This is a genomic window from Phyllobacterium sp. SYP-B3895 (assembly GCF_009647635.1).
Classification (GTDB): Bacteria; Pseudomonadota; Alphaproteobacteria; order Rhizobiales; family Rhizobiaceae; genus Phyllobacterium; species Phyllobacterium pellucidum.
Window position 1 is genome coordinate 396,466 of record NZ_WJIG01000002.1, and the last position, 18,716, is coordinate 415,181.

Below are 18,716 nucleotides of genomic sequence, written 5' to 3' on the forward strand. Positions count from 1 at the left end.
GCAACTTCAATTCAAATGGTAAATTGCTGATTTGTTGTCGGAACAACGACATTGGTTTCTGCACCTTCCATTCCGGCCACGAAATTCTCCGGGGTCTGGTCGATTATAGGAAATGAGCCGTAATGACAGGGAATAGCCTGTTCGAACTTGAAATAGCGCCGCGCTGCAAGGGCCGCCACCGCACCACCCATGGTGAAACGGTCGCCAACCGGCAAAATGCCGATCTGCGGATTGTGCAGTTCGTTGATCAGCGCCATGTCCGAGAAGATATCGGTATCGCCCATGTGATAAAGCGTCGGGTCGGCATCGAAATGCAGCACCACGCCGTTCGCGCTGCCGAGCGAGTGCGACACGCCGTCTTCGGTCAACTGCGCCGACGAATGCAGTGCGTTGACATATGTGACGGTAAAGCCGTCATAGGAAACCGTACCGCCCGTATTGGTGGGATCGACGCGGGCGACGCCCTTTGAAGCGAGCCACGACACAAGGTCGGCGTTGCCAGTGACGAGCGCACCGGTTTCCTTGGCCAGCGCGATCGTGTCGCCCACGTGATCGCCATGGCCGTGCGTCAGGATAATGTGGTCGACGCCCCTGGTTGCTTCCTTGATGTCCACGCCCTTGGCGCCGGGGTTCCCGTTCAGGAACGGATCGATCAGAATCGTGTTCTTTGTGGTTTCGAGCCGGAAAGCCGAATGGCCAAGCCAGGTAATTTTCATGTCTTTATCCCTTCATTCATTGGATGCTCGCCACGCTGCTGTAGAAGCGGTATGTGTCAGGTGTGCCGGATTAAAGCGGTCGATCGATCCGCATTGCAAGTGCAGGAAGCAATCAAATTGACGGTATTGGCAATTGAAGAACTTGAGACGCGCGTGGCGGAGGGCAAGACGCTTGCCGGTCTTGACCTTGGGACCAAGACGATCGGAATCGCGATTTCAGATCGCGGTTTCTCGTTTGCCAACCCACGTCCTGTATTGAAACGCAGCAAGTTCACACACGACGCTCAGGATTTGTTGAAAGCGCTCAATGCCGACAATGTCGGCGCCATTATCATCGGGCTGCCGGTAAACATGGACGGCAGCGAAGGACCGCGGGCGCAGGCGACCCGCGCCTTCGTTCGCAATATGGAGAAGCTGACGGAACTTCCATTTGTCTATTGGGACGAGCGTCTGTCGACGGTTGCGGCCGAGCGCGTTCTGATCGGAATGGATGTATCGCGCCAGAAGCGGGCCGACCGCATCGATTCAGCCGCTGCATCCTTTATCTTGCAAGGCGCTTTGGACCGCCTGCGAGCGCTGCGTCAGGAAACCGATATTGACGGAAGTTCCTTCCCGTAGCCAGCCCGCGCTGCGCGCCATTCCTTTACCCAGGCAATGATCTTGCGGCGACGGCGGAAGGCGATGAGGCCAAGGACCAGACCGGTATCGATAATACAAGCACGCGCAACCAGGGGTGGAATGCTTTCCGGCGCTATGCCAAGCGCCTCCCCGTAAATCTGAAACACCAGGTCATGCATCTCACGGCTGAAAAAATACATGCCCATACTGAGATTGTAATACGACAGGAAATACCATCCCCAAAGGAAACTCAGCGGTCCCGCCCAGAAAATCAGGAAGCTGCGCATTCAGTAACTCCTCCAAGGGAAGCTCATAATCACTTTATCTTAACCCTACGAATTTGCAGTGCAATTTCGAACGACAGTGTTATCGTTTAAGAAGTGAACCGCAATGTAAACTGTTTGTTAAGGTTAATTTACAAAAATTTAATTCAAATTGAAGCTATTAGCGAGCCCCCGTGCGCGCTCCCGATGCACTTTTGTGCGGGCAATCCGATTTTTTGACAATGAAGATGCTGCACGCGGTGCGTGCACTGCGCGGTCAAAGGTTCTGCGGCGGCGCCCTGAGAATCAGGCCGCGCCCGGATAAAGTGAATTCACGATGTTCTTGGCGTTGTGGCGCGCGTCGAGCATGCCGTAGGTCGTGCGCCACTGGCCGCCGAGCCGTGTTTCGATAAAGGCGTCAGCTATATCTTCTGAATGGAGATAGCGCAGTTCCGCACCGGCCGCCGCCAGTGCAAGCTGCTCGGTCAGAATACGGGCCGCACCTTCATCGTTCTCGGTGACGCGCATGGCTGCGCGCAGCACTTCGACCGTGCCCTGCCCGCCCCGTCCGAGTTGAGCCCCGATCCAGTTCAGCACTTCATCGAAAAGCTGCGGACCCCGCTTAAGAACGCGAACAACATCGAGTGCCATGACATTGCCCGAGCCCTCCCAGATCGCATTGACCGGGGCCTCGCGATAGTAGCGTGCGAGATTGCCTTCCTCGATGTAACCATTGCCGCCGAGGCACTCCATCGTCTCATAGAGCATCGCGGGGGCAATCTTTGCCACCCAGTATTTGACCACAGGGGTCATGACGCGGGCAAAGGCGGCTTCGCTGCGATCCTTGGCAGCATTATCGAATGCCCGCGCCAGGCGCATTGCAAGCGCCGTGGCAGCCGCGACATCGAGAGCCATATCGGCGAGTACGCGCAGCATGAGCGGTTTCTCGATGAGCGTCGTCTCGAACGCAACGCGGTGGCGCGCATGGTGCACCGCTTCCGCAAGTCCGGCACGCATCAGTCCTGCCGAAGCGACGGCGCAATCAAGCCGCGTCAGCGTCACCATGTCGATGATCGTTTTGACCCCCTCTCCCGGATTGCCGATCATCTGCCCAAGGGCACTTTCGAATTCGACTTCCGACGAGGCATTCGAGCGATTGCCGAGCTTGTCTTTCAGCCGTTGAAAGCGGAACCCGTTCGAACTTCCGTCCGGAAGGATGCGCGGCACGAGAAAGCATGAAAGTCCTTCGCGGACCTGTGCGAGGACGAGGAAGGCATCGGACATCGGCGCCGACATGAACCATTTATGGCCAGTGATCCGATAAAAGCCGCTTCCGTCCGGCTCGGCGCGCGTTGTGTTGGCCTGAACGTCGGTGCCGCCCTGCTTCTCGGTCATCCCCATACCGAGCGTGAGACCCGCCTTCTTTGCCGGCGATTTGTTGCTGGAATCATATTTGCGAGGCAGGATCAGCGGCGACCACTCGCGATAGAGCGTTGGCGATGCCATCAGGGCCGCGAGCGAAGCGCTCGTCATTGTCAGCGGACATAGATGGCCACACTCGAGTTGGGCCGTAAGGTAGAAGCGCGAGGCGCGCGCTTGATGGCGTACGCCTGATTCCGTCTTTCCGTCTTCCCATATCGAGGAATGCAGGCCCTGCGACACCGACCGGCGCATCAAGGCATGATAGGCAGGATGGTAATCGACAACGTCGATGCGCCGGCCCTGACGGTCATGGGTGCGCAGCTTCGGCGTTTCCGCATTCGCCAGCCTCGCCAAATCCTGCGCATCGCTTGAAAGTACGAAGCGCCCGTTCTGTTCCAGTTCCTTGCGCACCTCCTGCGGGAAACGCTTGGTGATTTGCATCAGCAAGGGATCGCCGAGGTAGGCGTTAAGGCCGCTCATCGGCGGTGTCTGGTTGAGAACATCATGGGTTTTCAAGTAGCGGGTCCTGACTTGCTTTGGTAGTCGCACGCTCGGGTTTCAATCGGCATGCGGGTGCGCGCAGACACTTTATCGTGCCAAGAATCTGACAAGCGGTTAACTCACTCAATATATGATGTGTCCGGCGTTAGTCGATATCGGCCGCGTGCGAGAAAACCAGTCGTCTCAACCGACCTTATGCAAAAGCACGACGGCGACGAAGTGTTCATGCCGCCGCGGGTTCGACGCAAGGCTTGTTTCCATTCTGCTGTAAAGCTCATCAACCAGCGCTGCCCGGTTCGGTTTGGCGCTGAGTGAGGCCGCCACGGTTGGACCCGAAAAAGCCCGCATCATGCCGGTCCAACCGCGCGCAAGCGGTAGTGGATCGCCGGTGCGGTCGAACGCATCCCAATGCAAGTCCGGGCCGGGCAGTATTTCCGAGTGTTCGATCCGCAGGCCGGCAAACGCGCCATCTCCCGTTGCAAAGGGCGCCCGGATATCGGCAAGTTTGCGCGGGGCCGTCGGAATGTTGATATGCAGAAGATCGTCTTCCGAAAGAAGTCCATCGTGCTTCATGGAGAGCAAGGCGTGCCACAACTCGCTGGTCAGCCACTCCCAGCCAACCCTGTCTTCCGGCCGCCCTGGGAAAAGGCATAGAAGCCTGCCATCCTGGCGCAATTCGCAGGCCCGGCGCTGCAGGAACAGCCGCCAGTCGCGGCCTTGTTGAAGGAGTAGTGCCTTGTGAACGTCCTCAAATTTGCTGTGAAGGGCAAAAATGTGGTCGGGAATGTCGATGGGGTGTTGGCTCATCCACTGCATGGTCCAGGAATTCCACCCAAGGTGCACCCGCCCCGGAGTAAAGAGGGGCTCATAGTAACTGCGCCCGATCGCGGAGGGGAATATTCCCGTCGATCCCGTCATGTAGCTCTGCGGATCGCTTTCGAGGGCATTGAACAGCGATGTGAAGTCATTCGAGGGCAAATCCGTGTGGATCACCTCGATGGAACGCTCGTCACCGGCGCGTGCCCGCAGCGTCTGGATCGCGATCGCTACAGGATCCATCGAGTTCTTGCCCTGAGAAGAGCCGTAATCGACGATGACGAGCGGTTCGTCGCCGAAGGCAACCGAATTCGCCGCCGATTGCCACAGTGCCAGGGCCGCCGCATTGCCGGCAGCCTGCATCGCCGAATGGCGATTATAGTATCCGCCGCCTTCCATGGCGGCGCGTGTGGGGATAATGCCATCTGACATGCTGCCCCCTCATTGTATCCGCGTCGTCACTGGCAGAGGTGATTGTACGCCTCTTCGACAACAGCAGCAATTGACGCCCGTTGCCGACCCCGCCACCTTATGCTCCATTGTTCACAGCCATGTTGGCGATCACAAAGGATATGCGTAGTCCAATGCTTGCAGCAGCGGGGCATCGGGCCTATAGGGGGGACTTGCTATGACATTGGAAACGCTCCCACCTCCTTTCGCCCATCGCCATCTGCTTGGCATCAAGGGTCTTTCACCGCAGGACATAACGCAGCTTCTCGATCTCGCCGAAAGTGAGATTGCGGTTTCACGGCAGTCCGAGAAAAAGAAGAGCGTTCTGCGCGGTCGGACCCAAATCAACCTCTTCTTCGAAGCCTCGACACGAACGCAATCGTCGTTCGAGCTTGCGGGCAAGCGTCTCGGGGCCGACGTCATGAACATGTCGGTCGGCAACTCATCGGTCAAAAAGGGCGAGACGCTGATCGACACGGCGATGACGCTCAATGCGATGCGGCCCGATATCCTGATCATCCGCCACTCTTCCGCCGGGGCCGCTGCCCTTTTGGCGCAGAAGGTCGGTTGCTCGGTGGTCAATGCCGGCGATGGGGCGCATGAACATCCGACCCAAGCGCTGCTCGATGCGCTGACGATCCGCCGTGCCAAGGGGAAAGTCGAGCGGCTGACAGTCGCGATCTGCGGCGATGTCCTGCATTCGCGCGTCGCCCGCTCGAATATCATCCTACTCAATGCCTTGGGCGCCCGCGTTCGCGTGGTTGCACCCTCCACATTGCTTCCTTCCGGCATTGCCCACATGGGCGCGGAGGTGTTCCACAACATGCAAGACGGCCTGAAAGACGCCGACGTGGTCATGATGCTGCGGCTCCAGCGCGAGCGCATGGCCGGATCATTCGTTCCATCGGTGCGCGAATATTTCCGCTATCACGGACTTGACCGCGAGAAACTTAAATATGCCAAGCCCGATGCGCTGGTCATGCATCCCGGCCCGATGAATCGCGGTGTCGAGATCGCTTCGGACGTTGCCGACGGCTCACAAAGCGTCATTCAGGAACAGGTGGAAATGGGCGTCGCCGTGCGCATGGCTGTGATGGAAGCGCTGCTCGACCCGCGCCGCAATGCGGAGGGAGTTGCAGGATGAGCACGACAGTTCTGCAGAACGCCCGCATAGTCGATCCCTCGCGCGGCCTCGACGAAATCGGAACCCTGATCATCGACGGCGACAGGATTGTCGCGAGCGGTGCAGATGCTCGTAACCAGGGCACGCCCGAAGGCGCAACGGTAATCGACTGCAAGGGCAAATCTGTCCTCCCCGGCCTCGTCGATTCCCGCGTGTTCATTGGGGAACCGGGGGCGGAACATCGCGAAACGATTGCGTCCGCCAGTCATGCGGCCGCCGCCGGCGGCGTCACCTCCATGATCATGATGCCCGATACCGACCCGGTCATCGACAATGTCGCCCTCGTCGAATTCGTGCTGCGTACCGCGCGCGACACAGCGGTCGTCAACGTCTATCCGGCCGCGGCAGTCACCAAGGGTCTCAACGGCGAGGAGATGACCGAGATCGGATTGCTCCGCGAAGCCGGAGCCGTCGCGATCAGCGAGGGTCGACACTCCATCGCCAATACGCAGTTGATGCGACGGGCACTTACCTATGCGCGCGATTTTGGTGTCGTCCTCGCACACGAAGCCCAGGATCCGTACCTCGGCGTCAACGGGGTGATGAACGAGGGCCTGTTCGCCAGTTGGCTCGGCCTTTCCGGCACACCGCGCGAAGCGGAGTTTATCCCGCTCGAGCGTGACATGCGACTCGCCGCCCTTACCCAAGGCGCTTATCATGCGGCACAGATCTCGACCGCCATGTCGGCCGAGGTCATCGCCAAGGCCAAGCAGGACGGTCTCAACGTGACCTCCGGCGTTTCGATTAACCACCTGTCGCTGAACGAGAACGATGTCGGCGAATTCCGCACCTTCTTCCGCCTGCAACCGCCGCTGCGGCTCGAGGAGGACCGGCTTGCGATGGTGGAGGCGCTGCGCGAAGGCGTGATCGACATTATCGTGTCGGCCCACGATCCGCAGGATGTCGATACCAAGCGCCTGCCCTTTGCCGATGCCGCCGCCGGTGCGATCGGACTTGAAACGCTGCTCGGTGCGGCGCTGCGGCTGCATCACAACGGCGATGTACCGCTTCTGCGCATCGTCGAAGCGCTGTCGAGCGCGCCAGCCCGGATATTCGGCATCGAGGCCGGCTCGTTGCGGACCGGCGCCAAAGCAGATGTGACCATAGTCGATCTTGACGAGCCGTGGGTTGTGAAGGAAGAAGATCTGCGGTCACGCTCCAAGAACAGTTGCTTCGAAGGAGCACGGTTCCAGGGGCGCGTCATTCAGACATTCGTTGCAGGCAAATCAGTCTTCTCCATCTAGAAGCCGCCAGGGGGGCGTTGCATGTCGGATTTTTCAGGCGGACCAGCAGGCGTTCCGCTTCTTCTCTTTGCACTGGCCTTCGGCTATCTGCTGGGTTCCATCCCGTTTGGCCTGATTTTGACGCGCATGGCAGGGCTCGGAGATGTCCGCAGCATTGGTTCGGGCAATATCGGCGCCACGAACGTGCTGCGCACGGGTAACAAGAAGCTGGCAGCGGCCACTCTGCTCCTGGACATGTTGAAGGGAACAGCCGCCGTGCTGATCGCCGGGATCGTCAGTCCGGAGGCGGCAATCGCAGCGGGCCTCGGTGCGTTCCTCGGCCATATTTTTCCAGTCTGGCTGAAGTTCAAAGGCGGCAAGGGCGTCGCCACATATCTGGGAGTTCTACTCGGATTGTTCTGGCAGGGTGCATTGATCTTTGCCGCAGTCTGGCTGGGCGTAGCCTATACCACGCGCTATTCGTCACTCGCCGCTCTTGTCGCGGCCGCGATTGTCCCGATCGCACTTTATATTATAGGCTTGCACCAGATAGCCGTGCTGTTTCTGATCCTTACCGTCATCGTCTTCATCAAGCACCGCGCGAATATCCAGCGTCTCATCTCTGGGACTGAAGGCAAGATCGGATCCAAAGGGTGAACGACGCCGCGAAAGGCATTCGCCTTTCTGACAGCCAGCGGCTGGCCTGGCTTCGTTTGCTCCGAAGCGACAATGTCGGCCCCGCGACCTTTCGCGATCTCATAGCCCATTGCGGATCAGCCGCTGCCGCACTGGAAGTGCTTCCCGAACTCGTTCGGCGCGGTGGAGGACACCGCCCGATTCGCATCGCCCCGGTCGAGGATGCCATGCGCGAAATGGAAGCCGCAGCTAAAACCGGTGCGCGCTTCGTCGGGATCGGCGAACCCGACTATCCGCGCTACCTGCGGCAATGCGATAATCCGCTCCCCTCGTGGCAATCAAGGGTAATCCGGACGTTTTCCGGCTTCCTCCGGTTGCTATCGTTGGCGCTCGCAACGCCTCGCTGGTGGGTCTCAAATTTGCCCGCATGCTTGCGCGAGACCTTGGACAAGCCGGTTTTGCCGTGATCTCCGGCCTGGCGCGCGGCATCGATACCGCCGCCCATGAAGCAAGCCTCGACCATGGAACCGTCGCGGTCATGGCAGGTGGACTGGACATGCCCTACCCGCCGGAAAATCTTGACCTTTACGCAGCGATATCCAGTCGACACGGCGCTGCCATCAGCGAGATGCCCTTCGGCTGGGAGCCGCGTGCGCGGGATTTTCCACGGCGCAACAGAATCATTGCCGCGCTATCCCTGGGGCTCGTCGTGGTGGAAGCTGCAGAACGATCCGGTTCGCTCATCAGCGCCCGGCTTGCCGGCGAACTGGGACGGCACGTTTTCGCCGTTCCTGGCTCCCCTTTCGATCCGAGGGCCAAGGGCACCAACGATCTTCTGAAGAATGGCGCGACGGTGACCACCTGCACGCAGGATGTGATCGACGGCCTCACACCGCTTGTCGATCGACCGATCGCCGACCCGCCCGCCTTCCTTGCGCCGGAAATCGATTTCCCTTCGCTCAACCCACCTGATGAAAGCGACCGCGACCGCGTGGTCAATCTGCTTGGGCCTGTTCCGACCGAGATAGATGAATTGATCCGCGCGAGTGGACTGCATCCTTCCCTGATCATGCTGATTCTGCTTGAGCTCGATCTTGCCGGACGTTTGCAACGCCACTCAGGCGGATATGTTTCGCTGGTTTATTCCTGAGTCCGACCCCGTGTGGCGGCGCAGCTGGTCGCTGCCCTCAATGTAGGCGATCTCGATGAGGTAGGCCAACATGTCCAACCGGGTGTTTTGGGCCATCGTGCGGAGCTCACCGAGCATCTGCTGAATAAATCTGACGTTCTCGACTGGATTGATTTTGCTTTCGCTCATAATTACATCCTTGAAAATACCCATGCTGAAATGGCGCTATATTTGACCAGAAATCGCTTAATGTATAGCTACTTAAGTCCTTGTTTTTTATACTTTGCACACGTACACATCAAATAACCGGCCAAAAATCTCCGGGGCTCTTGCACCGCAAACGACAATACCATTAATTGTATTAGCTCGTTGAGCAACCCGTGGTTGCAATTGTCGATTTTTGAAGCCCAGACCTTGACGTTGCGCAGAAGCCTGTTCATTTCACAGACTTCTGTACCGGTGCGAAACCGGCACTTCTTTAATCAGACAAGGGCAGAAAGCTCGAATCCGTAATGAATCTCGTCGTCGTCGAATCGCCTACAAAGGCCAAATCAATCACCAAATATCTTGGCCCCGGCTACAAGGTCCTGGCCTCGTTCGGCCACGTGCGCGATCTGCCTGCCAAGGACGGCTCGGTCCTCCCCGATAACGATTTCTCGATGTCCTGGGAAGTAAGCTCCGAATCGTCAAAGCGGCTGAGCGATATCATCAAGGCATTGAAGGAGAGCGACACGCTCTTTCTTGCGACCGACCCTGACCGCGAGGGTGAGGCGATCTCCTGGCATGTGCTCGAGGTGCTGCAGCAAAAGAAGGCAATCGGTACAAAGGCGGTAAAACGCGTTGCGTTCAACGCGGTTACCAAGGATTCGGTGCTCGAGGCCATTGCGAACCCGCGCGATATCGATATGCCGCTGGTCGATGCCTATCTCGCCCGCCGTGCGCTCGACTATCTGTTTGGCTTCACCCTCTCGCCCGTGCTTTGGCGCAAGCTGCCCGGCGCCCGTTCGGCGGGACGTGTCCAATCGGTCACCCTGCGGCTCGTCGCGGATCGCGAGGCTGAGATCGAACGGTTTGTGCGCGAAGAATACTGGACAATCGCAGCGCACTTGAAGACACCGCGCAACGACCTCTTCGAAGCGCGCCTTGTGGCGATCGACGACAAGAAGCTCGGCAAGCTCGACATCAAGAACGGCGAACAGGCCGGTGAGATTCGCGCCATGCTCGAAGGCGCTTCGTTTAAGGCGACCGCCGTTGAAGCAAAGCCGATAAAGCGCAGTCCCGGACCGCCCTTCACCACCTCCACTTTGCAGCAGGCAGCATCCGGCCAATTGGGCTTTTCCTCCTCACGCACGATGCAGATCGCCCAGCGTCTTTACGAAGGCATGGACCTTGGCGGGGAAACTGCCGGTCTCATTACTTATATGCGTACTGACGGCGTTCAGATGGATCCGGAAGCGGTGCAGGCGGCACGCAAGACCATCGGCCGTGTTTTTGGCGACAAGTATGTGCCGGAGAAGCCGCGTTACTATTCAACCAAGGCGAAAAATGCGCAGGAGGCTCATGAAGCCATCCGCCCGACCGACTTCAATCGCCACCCCAAGGACATGCGCAAGTTCCTCGACGATGATCAGGCGCGGCTTTATGAATTGATCTGGAAGCGCGCTATCGCGAGCCAGATGCAATCGGCCGACATCGAGCGTACGACCGTCGACATCGAGGCGCGGAACGGCTCCCGCCTCGCGCAATTGCGTGCAACGGGTTCGGTCGTCCGTTTTGACGGTTTCCTCGGAGCCTATGTCGATCACCGCGAGGAAGAGGATGTCGACGAAGACAGCGCCCGCCTGCCCGAGATCAGGGCCGGCGAAGCCCTCGCCCGCGAGAAGATCGAAGCCAGCCAACACTCGACCGAACCACCGCCGCGCTATTCGGAAGCAACGCTCATCAAGAAGATGACCGAGCTCGGCATAGGCCGCCCATCCACTTATGCGGCAACGATAACGACACTGCGCGACCGCGAATATATTGCGGTCGAGAAGCGCAAGCTCATCCCCGAGGCCAAGGGCCGGCTGGTAATCGCCTTCCTCGAAAGCTTCTTCAAGCGCTATGTCGAATATGATTTCACGGCGGACCTTGAGGAAAAGCTCGATGAAATCTCCGACGGCAAGCTCAAGTGGAAAGATGTCCTGCGCGATTTCTGGACCGATTTCTTCGGCTCCGTCGATGGTATCAAAGAACTGCGGGTCACCAACGTTCTCGACGCGCTCAATGAGGAACTCGGCCCGCTCGTCTTCCCGCCGCGTGAAGACGGCAGCGATCCGCGCATCTGCCAGGTGTGCGGAACGGGCAATCTTTCGCTGAAGCTTGGTAAGTACGGAGCCTTCGTCGGTTGCTCGAATTATCCCGAGTGCAAGTTTACGCGCCAGCTCGGCGGCAGCGAGGCGGCAAACGAGAACGGCAATAGCGGCGACGAGCCAAAGCTTCTCGGCAAGGATCCCTACACCGGCGAGGACATCACAGCACGCAGCGGCCGCTTCGGACCCTATATCCAGCGCGGCGACGGCAAGGAAGCCAAGCGCGCCAGCCTGCCCAAGGGCTGGACGCTCGAAACGATAGACCACGAAAAAGCGCTGGCTCTGTTGTCGCTGCCGCGTGATGTCGGGCAGCACCCCGAAACGGCAAAGATGATTTCGGCCGGCATCGGGCGGTACGGCCCGTATATCGCCCATGACGGCACCTATGCCAATCTTGAAAGCGCCGAGGATGTGTTCTCTATCGGGCTCAACCGCGCCGTGACTGTTCTTGCTGAAAAGCAGGCGAAGGGTCCGGGTCGCAGCAGGGGAACGCCCGCAGCGCTCAAGCAGCTCGGTGATCATCCTGACGGCGGTCCGATCACGGTGCGCGACGGGAAATATGGCCCTTACGTCAATTGGGGCAAGGTCAATGCGACATTGCCTAAGGGCAAGGATCCGGCTGTCGTTACGGTCGAAGAAGCGCTTGCCATGATTGCGGAAAAAGCGGGCTCCAAGGGCGGCAAGAAGGCGCCGGCGCGCAAGGCTGCCGCCAAGAAGGAACCCACCGCCAAGAAGACTGCCAAGAAGCCGGCAGCCAAGAAGGTTGCGGCGAAAAAGGCAAGTTAGGAAGCTGAATTGGCACGCCGTATCTCTCCACCCAGCGGAAAAAAGCGGCCTGCCAGTTCCGCAGACGCCAAGCGCGAATCCTTCTTGCCGAGCCGGGATGAGATTCTTGCCTTTATCAAGGAAAATCCGGACCTTGCCGGCAAGCGCGATATTGCCAAGGCATTCAACCTCAAGGGCGAAGCGCGGATTGTCCTGAAGGACATTCTCCGCGATCTTGCCGACGACGGCCTCGTCGAAAAGCGTGCCAAGCGTCTCGCTCTACCCGGCAGCCTTCCCAATGTGGCCGTTCTTGATATCACCGGGCGGGATAGCGACGGTGGGCTCATTGCCAGGCCCGCGGAATGGGACCCCAATCATAATGATCGCCCGCCGGTTGTCTTCATTCGCGCCTCGCGGAACCAGAAGGGCCCCGCTCCTGGTGTCGGCGATCGGGTCCTTGCGCGCATCTTTCATGGCGCCGATGCGTCGGGCCATGCCTATACGGCGCGCGTCATCAAGCGGATCGAGCATCGCAAGGATGCAGTGCTCGGCGTCCTGCGCAAGCTCGACAATGGCGAATGGCGGCTCGAGCCCGTCGAGCGTCGCCAAGTAGAGCTCTCCATCGATCCAGACCAGCTGAACAATGCCAAGCCGAACGACCTTGTTGAAGTCGAGGTCCTGAAGGTCAGTCGGTATGGGCTCGCATTAGGCCGGATCACGCAAGTCATCGGGTCAGTGGCCAGTGAAAAAGCGCTGTCGATGATAGCGATCCACGAGCACGAGATACCGCACGTATTTCCAGACAGCGTCATCGCCGAAGCAGAGAAGGCCAAACCCGCGACAATGCAGCATCGCGAGGACTGGCGCGCTGTTCCGCTGGTGACGATCGACCCGGCCGACGCCAAGGACCACGACGATGCGGTCTATGCCGAGCCCGACACCGACGAGAAGAACCCCGATGGCTATATCGTTACCGTCGCGATAGCCGACGTCGCCGCCTATGTGACGCCGGGCTCCGCGCTCGACCGTGAAGCGCTGAAGCGCGGCAACTCGGTCTATTTCCCCGACCGGGTGGTGCCCATGCTGCCCGAGCGCATCTCAAATGATCTTTGCTCGCTCAAGGAACTGGTCGATCGCCCTGCCCTCGCCGTCCGGATGATTTTCAGCGCACAAGGCAAGAAGGTATCGCACAGTTTCCACCGCATCATGATGCGCTCGCATGCGCGGCTTGCCTATCCGCAGGCCCAGGCCGCGATAGACGGTTCCCCGGATGAGAAGACGCAGCCGATCCTCGACACCATCCTGCGACCACTTTGGGACGCTTATGGCGTCCTGAAGCGCGGCAGGGATGCGCGCGAGCCGCTCGAACTCGACCTTCCGGAAAAGAAGATTCTGCTGACGCCGGAGGGGAAGGTCGACAATGTCGTCGTGCCGCCGCGGCTCGACGCACACAAGCTCATCGAAGAATTCATGATCCAGGCCAACGTGGCCGCCGCGGAAACACTCGAGCGCAAGAAGCAGCCGCTGATTTTCCGCATTCATGATGCGCCGTCGCTGGCAAAGCAGGAGACGCTGCGGGAATTTCTGCGCACGCTCGATATTTCTCTGGCGCGCGGTGCGGAGCTGCGCCCGAACCAGTTCAACAACATATTGAAACGGGTGGAAGGCAGCGAAAGCCAGGAACTGGTCAATCAGGTGGTGCTCAGATCCCAGTCGCAGGCTGAATACAATCCTGAGAACATTGGGCATTTCGGTCTCAATCTGCATCGTTATGCGCACTTTACGTCCCCGATCCGCCGCTATGCCGATTTGATCGTGCACCGGGCCCTGATCGCGGCGCTCGGTCTCGGTTCGGACGGCATCACGCCGAAGGAAGAAGCCGATCTTGCGGAAATTGCCGCGCTTATATCGACGGCGGAGCGGCGCGCCATGGCCGCTGAGCGCGACACGGTCGATCGCCTCATCGCGCACTATCTTGCTGACAAGGTCGGCGCGAGTTTCGAGGGGCGCGTGCAAGGCGTAACAAAGTCGGGGCTCTTCGTTTCGCTTGCGACATATGGTGCCGACGGCTTTATTCCCATTTCAACTTTGGGTGATGATTACTATCTTTACGACGAAACCAACCATGCCCTCTCTGGCGAACGAAGCGGAAAAGGCTTCAGACTTGGCGATGTCGTCGAAGTCCGGCTGGTAGAAGCATTGCCCGTAGCGGGCGCATTGCGGTTCGAAATGCTCTCCGAGCCCCACCCCGTACCAAGCGGGGTACGCTCGCATCACAAGGCAAAGCGCTTCGTGCGCGGAAACCAGAAGCGCCCATCCACCGTCTCCCGCGGAGGGCGAAGAGGCAGAGGATGACGACAATACAGACGTTTGGCGCAGGCACTGGCGAGACGCGGCCCGCTCGTCCCGTGGGACAGGCAATGTGGCGGGGCTTTCGCTGCCGTTGCCCCAATTGCGGCGAAGGGAAGCTCTTCCGGGCATTCGTCAAGTCCGTCGACAATTGCTCGGTGTGCGGCGAAGACTTTACCCACCAGCGCGCCGACGACTTTCCCGCCTATATCACCATCACGATTGTCGGACACGTCGTCCTCGGCGGGTTCCTCGCAGTCGAAACCCTCTTTATCCTGTCCAACTGGGTGCACCTGGCGATCTGGGTGCCCTTGACCATCATCATGTCGATTGCCCTGCTTCAGCCGATCAAGGGTGCGATCATCGGCCTTCAGTGGGCAAATTACATGCATGGCTTCGGCGGCGAGACCGACGATCTGGAACCATCGGACCAGTGAGCTCATGGCGGTGAACAGCCAGAACCACGAAGCCACGGCCGCTGACAAGCGGCGCGCGGCCCGCATAAGGCCCCGCGATGCTGCCTCGCTTTTGCTCGTCGACCGTTCCGGTCCAGAGTTGCGGATCCTCATGGGCAAGCGCCACATGCGGCACGTCTTCATGCCAGGAAAATTCGTGTTTCCCGGCGGCCGCACCGAAGTGTTCGATGGGCGGGTATCTGCGTTTTCGGAACTTGCGGAGGCCGATCAGGCGAAGCTTCTCGGTGGCATGGGCAGCAGGCCCAGCCTCCAGCGCTGCCGGGCTCTCGCCCTTGCGGCGATCCGCGAAACCTATGAAGAGGCCGGTCTTCTCCTCGGGCGCCGGCATGACGATCCGTCTTTGATCAAGCATCCAGACTGGGCGGCATTCTCGGAGCGCCGGATCATCCCGGACCTGTCCCTCCTTCGATATTTTGCGAGGGCCACCACGCCCCCCGGCGGCTCGCGCCGGTTCGATACGCGATTCTTCCTTGCTTTTCGCGACGCCGTCGCCGATACGCTCCCCGAGCCGACCGGTCCGTCTCAGGAACTCGAGGAGCTATGCTGGCTTCCCTTCGCGCAGGCAAGGCAACTCGACATTCCCGAAATTACCCGGTTGATCATCAAGGAGGCGGAGACTCTCCTCGGCGAGAATCCGTCGCTGACGCCCGGCAATGCCCTTATTCAATACCGCATGAAATATGGACGATTCGTCCGAGAGGTCTTTTGATTCATGGATTCAATGCAGACGGCTGAACAGGTGAAGGTTCAGACCCACTGGCGCGCACTCGTCGCTGCCATTGCTACCATCAGCGCCGTTGGCGTTGCCATTGGTCTTGGTATTCCGCTCCTCAGCGTCATTCTGGAAAGTCGCGGTCATTCGGCAACCATGATCGGCCTGAATGCGGCCGTCGCCGGCATTGCGTCTATCGTCGCCGCGCCCTTCGCGGCTCCGATCGCAGCCCGCCTCGGTGTCGTACCAACCCTGATCGGAATGCTTCTTATCGGCGCCTTCTCCTTTGTCGGATTTCATTTCTTCACCGACTTCTGGATGTGGATGGTGCTGCGTGTCTTCCTGCACTTCGCCTTGACGATGCTGTTCATCCTGTCCGAATACTGGATCAATGCGGCGGCCCCGCCCGAGAAGCGCGGTCTGGTACTCGGCATCTATGCCACCGTACTTTCGATGGGATTTGCGCTTGGACCCTGGCTGTTTTCGCGCATCGGCAGCACGGGAATCATGCCTTTCGCGGTGGGCTTCGGCATCATTCTGTTCGCGATACTGCCCGTGCTTCTCGCATGGAACGACAGCCCGGACTTCAAGGAAGAAGAACATGTGCCCTTTGCGCCATTCATCTGGGCGGTCCCGACTGCAACGGCAGCGGTCTTCGTGTTCGGCGCGGTCGAAACGGGAGGCTTCGCCCTATTCCCGGTGTTTGGCTCGCGCATAGGCTATAGCGAAGCCAATGCTGCGCTGCTGCTCACGACGATCGGGCTGGGCAACGTTCTTTTGCAAATTCCGATCGGTCTTCTCAGCGATCACGTCAACGATCGCCGCAAGATCCTGCTTGGCTGCGCCCTGATCGGGCTTGCCGGCATGTGCATTCTGCCGTTCATTTCGAGCAACTGGTATATCGTCGCCGCCCTGCTTTTCGTCTGGGGCGGCGTGGTCGCCGGCCTCTACACGGTCGGGCTCGCGCATCTCGGATCGCAACTGACCGGCCGTGAACTCGCCTCTGCCAATGCAGCGTTCGTTTTCTGCTATGCGGTCGGCATGCTGGTCGGACCGCAGGCGGTTGGCGCCGGCATGGATGTCCTCGGGCCCAAAGGCTTTTCGATCACCCTCGCCGTCTTCTTTGCCTTCTACGCGCTTCTTGTCGGATCGAGGCTTCTGGCTCGCCGGGACTGAATCCCGGCGACCAGATTTGTATCACCACTTTCATTCCTGGTTGCGGAACGCCGCCTCGCCGGCGTCCGAGACTTCGACCCATTTCTTGTCAGGCGGGGCGTCCGGCACATAGGCATCGTGCCAGTTCCACCATTTATAGGTGGGCGTCTGCGGATAGCCCTGGGGCGAATCCTCCCAGACTTCCTGCCGGCCAAGCGGCGTGATGTCGAGGTAGTTCCAGGTACCCCCCATCTGCTCGTCGCCGCGATTGTTGATGAAATATGTTCGGAAGATGCGATCGCCGTCACGGTAGAAGACGTTCGTTCCGTGCCATTCGTCGACGCCAAAATCCGCATCGAACGCGTCGGTGACCGTGACCCAGGGTATCATCTCCCAGCCCATTCGCTCCTTCAGGCGTGCGATATCTGCCTGGGGCGCACGCGAAACGAATACAAGCGTCGTGTCGCGGGCATTGAGGTGGGCGACATGCGCAACCTGGTCGGCCACCATCGAGCAGCCTCGGCAGGCATGTTCCGGCCAGCCAAAGACGCCGGGTTCGAAAAAGGCGCGATAGACGATCAGCTGCCGGCGACCATCGAACAGGTCGCGCAGGCTGACCTTGCCCTCAGGTCCTTCGAAAGCATATTCCTTGTCGACTGACATCCATGGCATGCGGCGGCGCTCGGCAGCGAGGGCGTCGCGTGCCCTTGTGTGATCCTTCTCCTTGACGAGCAGCTTTTCACGCGCTGCTTCCCACTCCTGGGGCGATACGACTGATGGCGTATGCATTCCGGTCGTGCCGCTGGCGCTGCCGCCTTTGATAGATGAAGCCATGATGTTAATTCCTCCTGATCCTGGCAATGCCGCGCCTATTTCACGCGGCAATCGATGCGGTCATGAGCCAGTCTGGCACCGGAGACTGGTAGTGCGCGAGTAACAAAGGTGACGGCATTGCGTTTCAGCCACGCTCACCCCGCCCCCAACCCCGTCAGTTTGCCGCCGGCACCGGACAATCCAGATCGCCATCCGTACATTTGAGATAGCCCTTCAGGCTCTCGATGCGCATTTGTGTCATGCCGTCGAGGCACGAGCTGGAGACAAACGGATATACGGTACCGGCAGATACGCGTGAACTCGAGAAATTGCATTCGGCATCGCGGAAGGCCACCCATGCCTTCTGCGCTGAAACCAGAAGCTTTGTCGTGTCCGTGTCGTCTTTGAGCCGCGCCTCGATCTCCTTATAGAGCTTGTTCAATTCGGCGTCGGATTTTGCATAAGCTTTCCCGGCGCACACGTTCATTTCGGTCTGATTGGTCAGATCGCCGCAATTGCTCTGTGCCAATCCGAGACCGGGTATCGCAAGAATCATGGCGACGGTCAGAAGTGAAACTTTCATCGGTGAAATTCTCCACTAAACAATGGTCCAGATGGGAGGATCCGAACCCGCGAATCGCGCGCCGGGCCAGTTGCAATTGCCAGTTTCAACTTAAGCGTGTGTCAAGCAGCTACCTTTAATGGAATTTCGCCATTTCGTCATTTGAAAAGCTGCCACCCGGCACGCATATGCGTCCGAGCATGCACTCGAACAGCGGACGCTTTTCGATGATGACGACAACCGCGCGTGTCGGGTCGATTTGGGTGAAGAATGCCGTGAGCCAATCGAGTGGGCTTGACTTTCGGCGCCATTCGGTTAAGTGTCCGGCCGAATTTCCGCTTATAGCCACGCTGCTGGATTTGAATAGCGGTCCTCAACAATCAGAACAGGTAAACTGAAATGGCTAAGGCTGCGAATATCAAGATCAAGCTTCTGTCGACCGCTGACACCGGTTTCTTCTACGTCACGAGCAAGAACAGCCGTACGAAGACGGAAAAGATGTCCTTCCGCAAGTACGACCCGGTTGCGCGCAAGCACGTTGAATTCAAGGAAACCAAGATCAAGTAATCTTGGGTC

The 18,716-nt window shown here is 59.1% G+C and carries 17 protein-coding genes and 1 pseudogene; 11 read left to right on the top strand and 7 right to left on the bottom strand.

Annotation, left to right across the window (positions count from 1 at the left end):
* Window positions 1-11 precede the first annotated feature (11 nt).
* Window positions 12-716 carry a metal-dependent hydrolase gene (locus GF108_RS08300; RefSeq protein WP_153667594.1) on the bottom strand — a complete coding sequence of 235 codons (705 nt, stop codon included), beginning with the start codon at window positions 714-716 and terminating at the stop codon, window positions 12-14.
* A gap of 117 nt (window positions 717-833) precedes the next feature.
* Here GF108_RS08300 and ruvX point away from each other — a divergent pair, with 117 nt between their 5' ends.
* Window positions 834-1,334, top strand: a complete 501-nt coding sequence (ruvX, locus tag GF108_RS08305; protein WP_153667595.1) for a Holliday junction resolvase RuvX — start codon at window positions 834-836, stop codon at window positions 1,332-1,334.
* On the opposite strand, the gene GF108_RS08310 is transcribed toward ruvX, so the two are convergent.
* The 3 genes from GF108_RS08310 to GF108_RS08320 all read right to left on the bottom strand — a co-directional run bounded on the left by GF108_RS08310 (window position 1,298) and on the right by GF108_RS08320 (window position 4,768).
* A complete protein-coding gene (locus GF108_RS08310; RefSeq protein ID WP_153667596.1) occupies window positions 1,298-1,621 on the bottom strand; it encodes a DUF6105 family protein in 324 nt (107 codons plus the stop codon). The two genes, ruvX and GF108_RS08310, sit on opposite strands and share 37 nt — an antisense overlap.
* A gap of 282 nt (window positions 1,622-1,903) precedes the next feature.
* Window positions 1,904-3,535, bottom strand: a complete 1,632-nt coding sequence (locus tag GF108_RS08315) for an acyl-CoA dehydrogenase family protein (RefSeq protein WP_172982593.1) — start codon at window positions 3,533-3,535, stop codon at window positions 1,904-1,906.
* Between the two features lie 168 nt (window positions 3,536-3,703).
* A complete protein-coding gene (locus GF108_RS08320) occupies window positions 3,704-4,768 on the bottom strand; it encodes an SAM-dependent methyltransferase (protein ID WP_153667597.1) in 1,065 nt (354 codons plus the stop codon).
* A gap of 196 nt (window positions 4,769-4,964) precedes the next feature.
* Between GF108_RS08320 and GF108_RS08325 the strand changes: the two genes are divergently transcribed.
* The 4 genes and pseudogenes from GF108_RS08325 (at window position 4,965) to dprA (ending at window position 8,978) form a co-directional block, all read left to right on the top strand.
* Complete coding sequence (locus GF108_RS08325) at window positions 4,965-5,930, top strand: aspartate carbamoyltransferase catalytic subunit (protein WP_027232506.1); 966 nt, start codon at window positions 4,965-4,967, stop codon at window positions 5,928-5,930.
* A complete protein-coding gene (locus GF108_RS08330) occupies window positions 5,927-7,213 on the top strand; it encodes a dihydroorotase (RefSeq protein WP_153667598.1) in 1,287 nt (428 codons plus the stop codon). The genes GF108_RS08325 and GF108_RS08330 overlap by 4 nt, the downstream gene beginning before the upstream one ends.
* 21 nt (window positions 7,214-7,234) lie before the next feature.
* Window positions 7,235-7,849, top strand: coding sequence for a glycerol-3-phosphate 1-O-acyltransferase PlsY (gene plsY, locus GF108_RS08335; protein ID WP_153667599.1), 615 nt, complete (start codon window positions 7,235-7,237; stop codon window positions 7,847-7,849).
* Window positions 7,846-8,978 (top strand): annotated as a pseudogene (gene dprA, locus GF108_RS08340) (DNA-processing protein DprA). Before plsY ends, dprA begins: the two are co-directional and overlap by 4 nt.
* On the opposite strand, the gene GF108_RS08345 reads toward dprA, so the two are convergent.
* A complete protein-coding gene (locus GF108_RS08345) occupies window positions 8,946-9,146 on the bottom strand; it encodes a hypothetical protein (RefSeq protein WP_081815942.1) in 201 nt (66 codons plus the stop codon). The pseudogene dprA and the gene GF108_RS08345 overlap by 33 nt on opposite strands.
* A 323-nt stretch (window positions 9,147-9,469) precedes the next feature.
* On the opposite strand from GF108_RS08345, the gene topA reads away from it, so the two are divergent.
* From topA to GF108_RS08370, 5 genes are read left to right on the top strand one after another with little or no spacing between them, the layout of a single operon-like run.
* Window positions 9,470-12,094 carry a type I DNA topoisomerase gene (gene topA, locus GF108_RS08350; protein WP_153667600.1) on the top strand — a complete coding sequence of 875 codons (2,625 nt, stop codon included), beginning with the start codon at window positions 9,470-9,472 and terminating at the stop codon, window positions 12,092-12,094.
* Between the two features lie 9 nt (window positions 12,095-12,103).
* Window positions 12,104-14,428 carry a ribonuclease R gene (gene rnr / locus GF108_RS08355; RefSeq protein ID WP_153667601.1) on the top strand — a complete coding sequence of 775 codons (2,325 nt, stop codon included), beginning with the start codon at window positions 12,104-12,106 and terminating at the stop codon, window positions 14,426-14,428.
* The gene (locus GF108_RS08360) at window positions 14,425-14,859 is read left to right on the top strand and encodes a DUF983 domain-containing protein (protein WP_113280090.1); all 435 of its coding nucleotides are present in this window, start codon (window positions 14,425-14,427) and stop codon (window positions 14,857-14,859) included. The genes rnr and GF108_RS08360 overlap by 4 nt, the downstream gene beginning before the upstream one ends.
* Window positions 14,860-14,863: 4 nt before the next feature.
* Window positions 14,864-15,607, top strand: coding sequence for an NUDIX hydrolase (locus GF108_RS08365; protein ID WP_153667602.1), 744 nt, complete (start codon window positions 14,864-14,866; stop codon window positions 15,605-15,607).
* A 3-nt stretch (window positions 15,608-15,610) separates the two neighbouring features.
* Window positions 15,611-16,786 carry an MFS transporter gene (locus GF108_RS08370; protein ID WP_091949291.1) on the top strand — a complete coding sequence of 392 codons (1,176 nt, stop codon included), beginning with the start codon at window positions 15,611-15,613 and terminating at the stop codon, window positions 16,784-16,786.
* A gap of 30 nt (window positions 16,787-16,816) precedes the next feature.
* On the opposite strand, the gene GF108_RS08375 is transcribed toward GF108_RS08370, so the two are convergent.
* Together GF108_RS08375 and GF108_RS08380 are read right to left on the bottom strand one after the other, a co-directional pair.
* Window positions 16,817-17,599, bottom strand: a complete 783-nt coding sequence (locus GF108_RS08375; protein WP_246663893.1) for a DUF899 domain-containing protein — start codon at window positions 17,597-17,599, stop codon at window positions 16,817-16,819.
* 154 nt (window positions 17,600-17,753) lie between these two features.
* The gene (locus tag GF108_RS08380) at window positions 17,754-18,161 is read right to left on the bottom strand and encodes a lysozyme inhibitor LprI family protein (RefSeq protein ID WP_153667603.1); all 408 of its coding nucleotides are present in this window, start codon (window positions 18,159-18,161) and stop codon (window positions 17,754-17,756) included.
* A gap of 378 nt (window positions 18,162-18,539) precedes the next feature.
* On the opposite strand from GF108_RS08380, the gene rpmG reads away from it, so the two are divergent.
* The gene (gene rpmG, locus GF108_RS08385) at window positions 18,540-18,707 is read left to right on the top strand and encodes a 50S ribosomal protein L33 (RefSeq protein WP_008122896.1); all 168 of its coding nucleotides are present in this window, start codon (window positions 18,540-18,542) and stop codon (window positions 18,705-18,707) included.
* Window positions 18,708-18,716 lie beyond the last annotated feature (9 nt).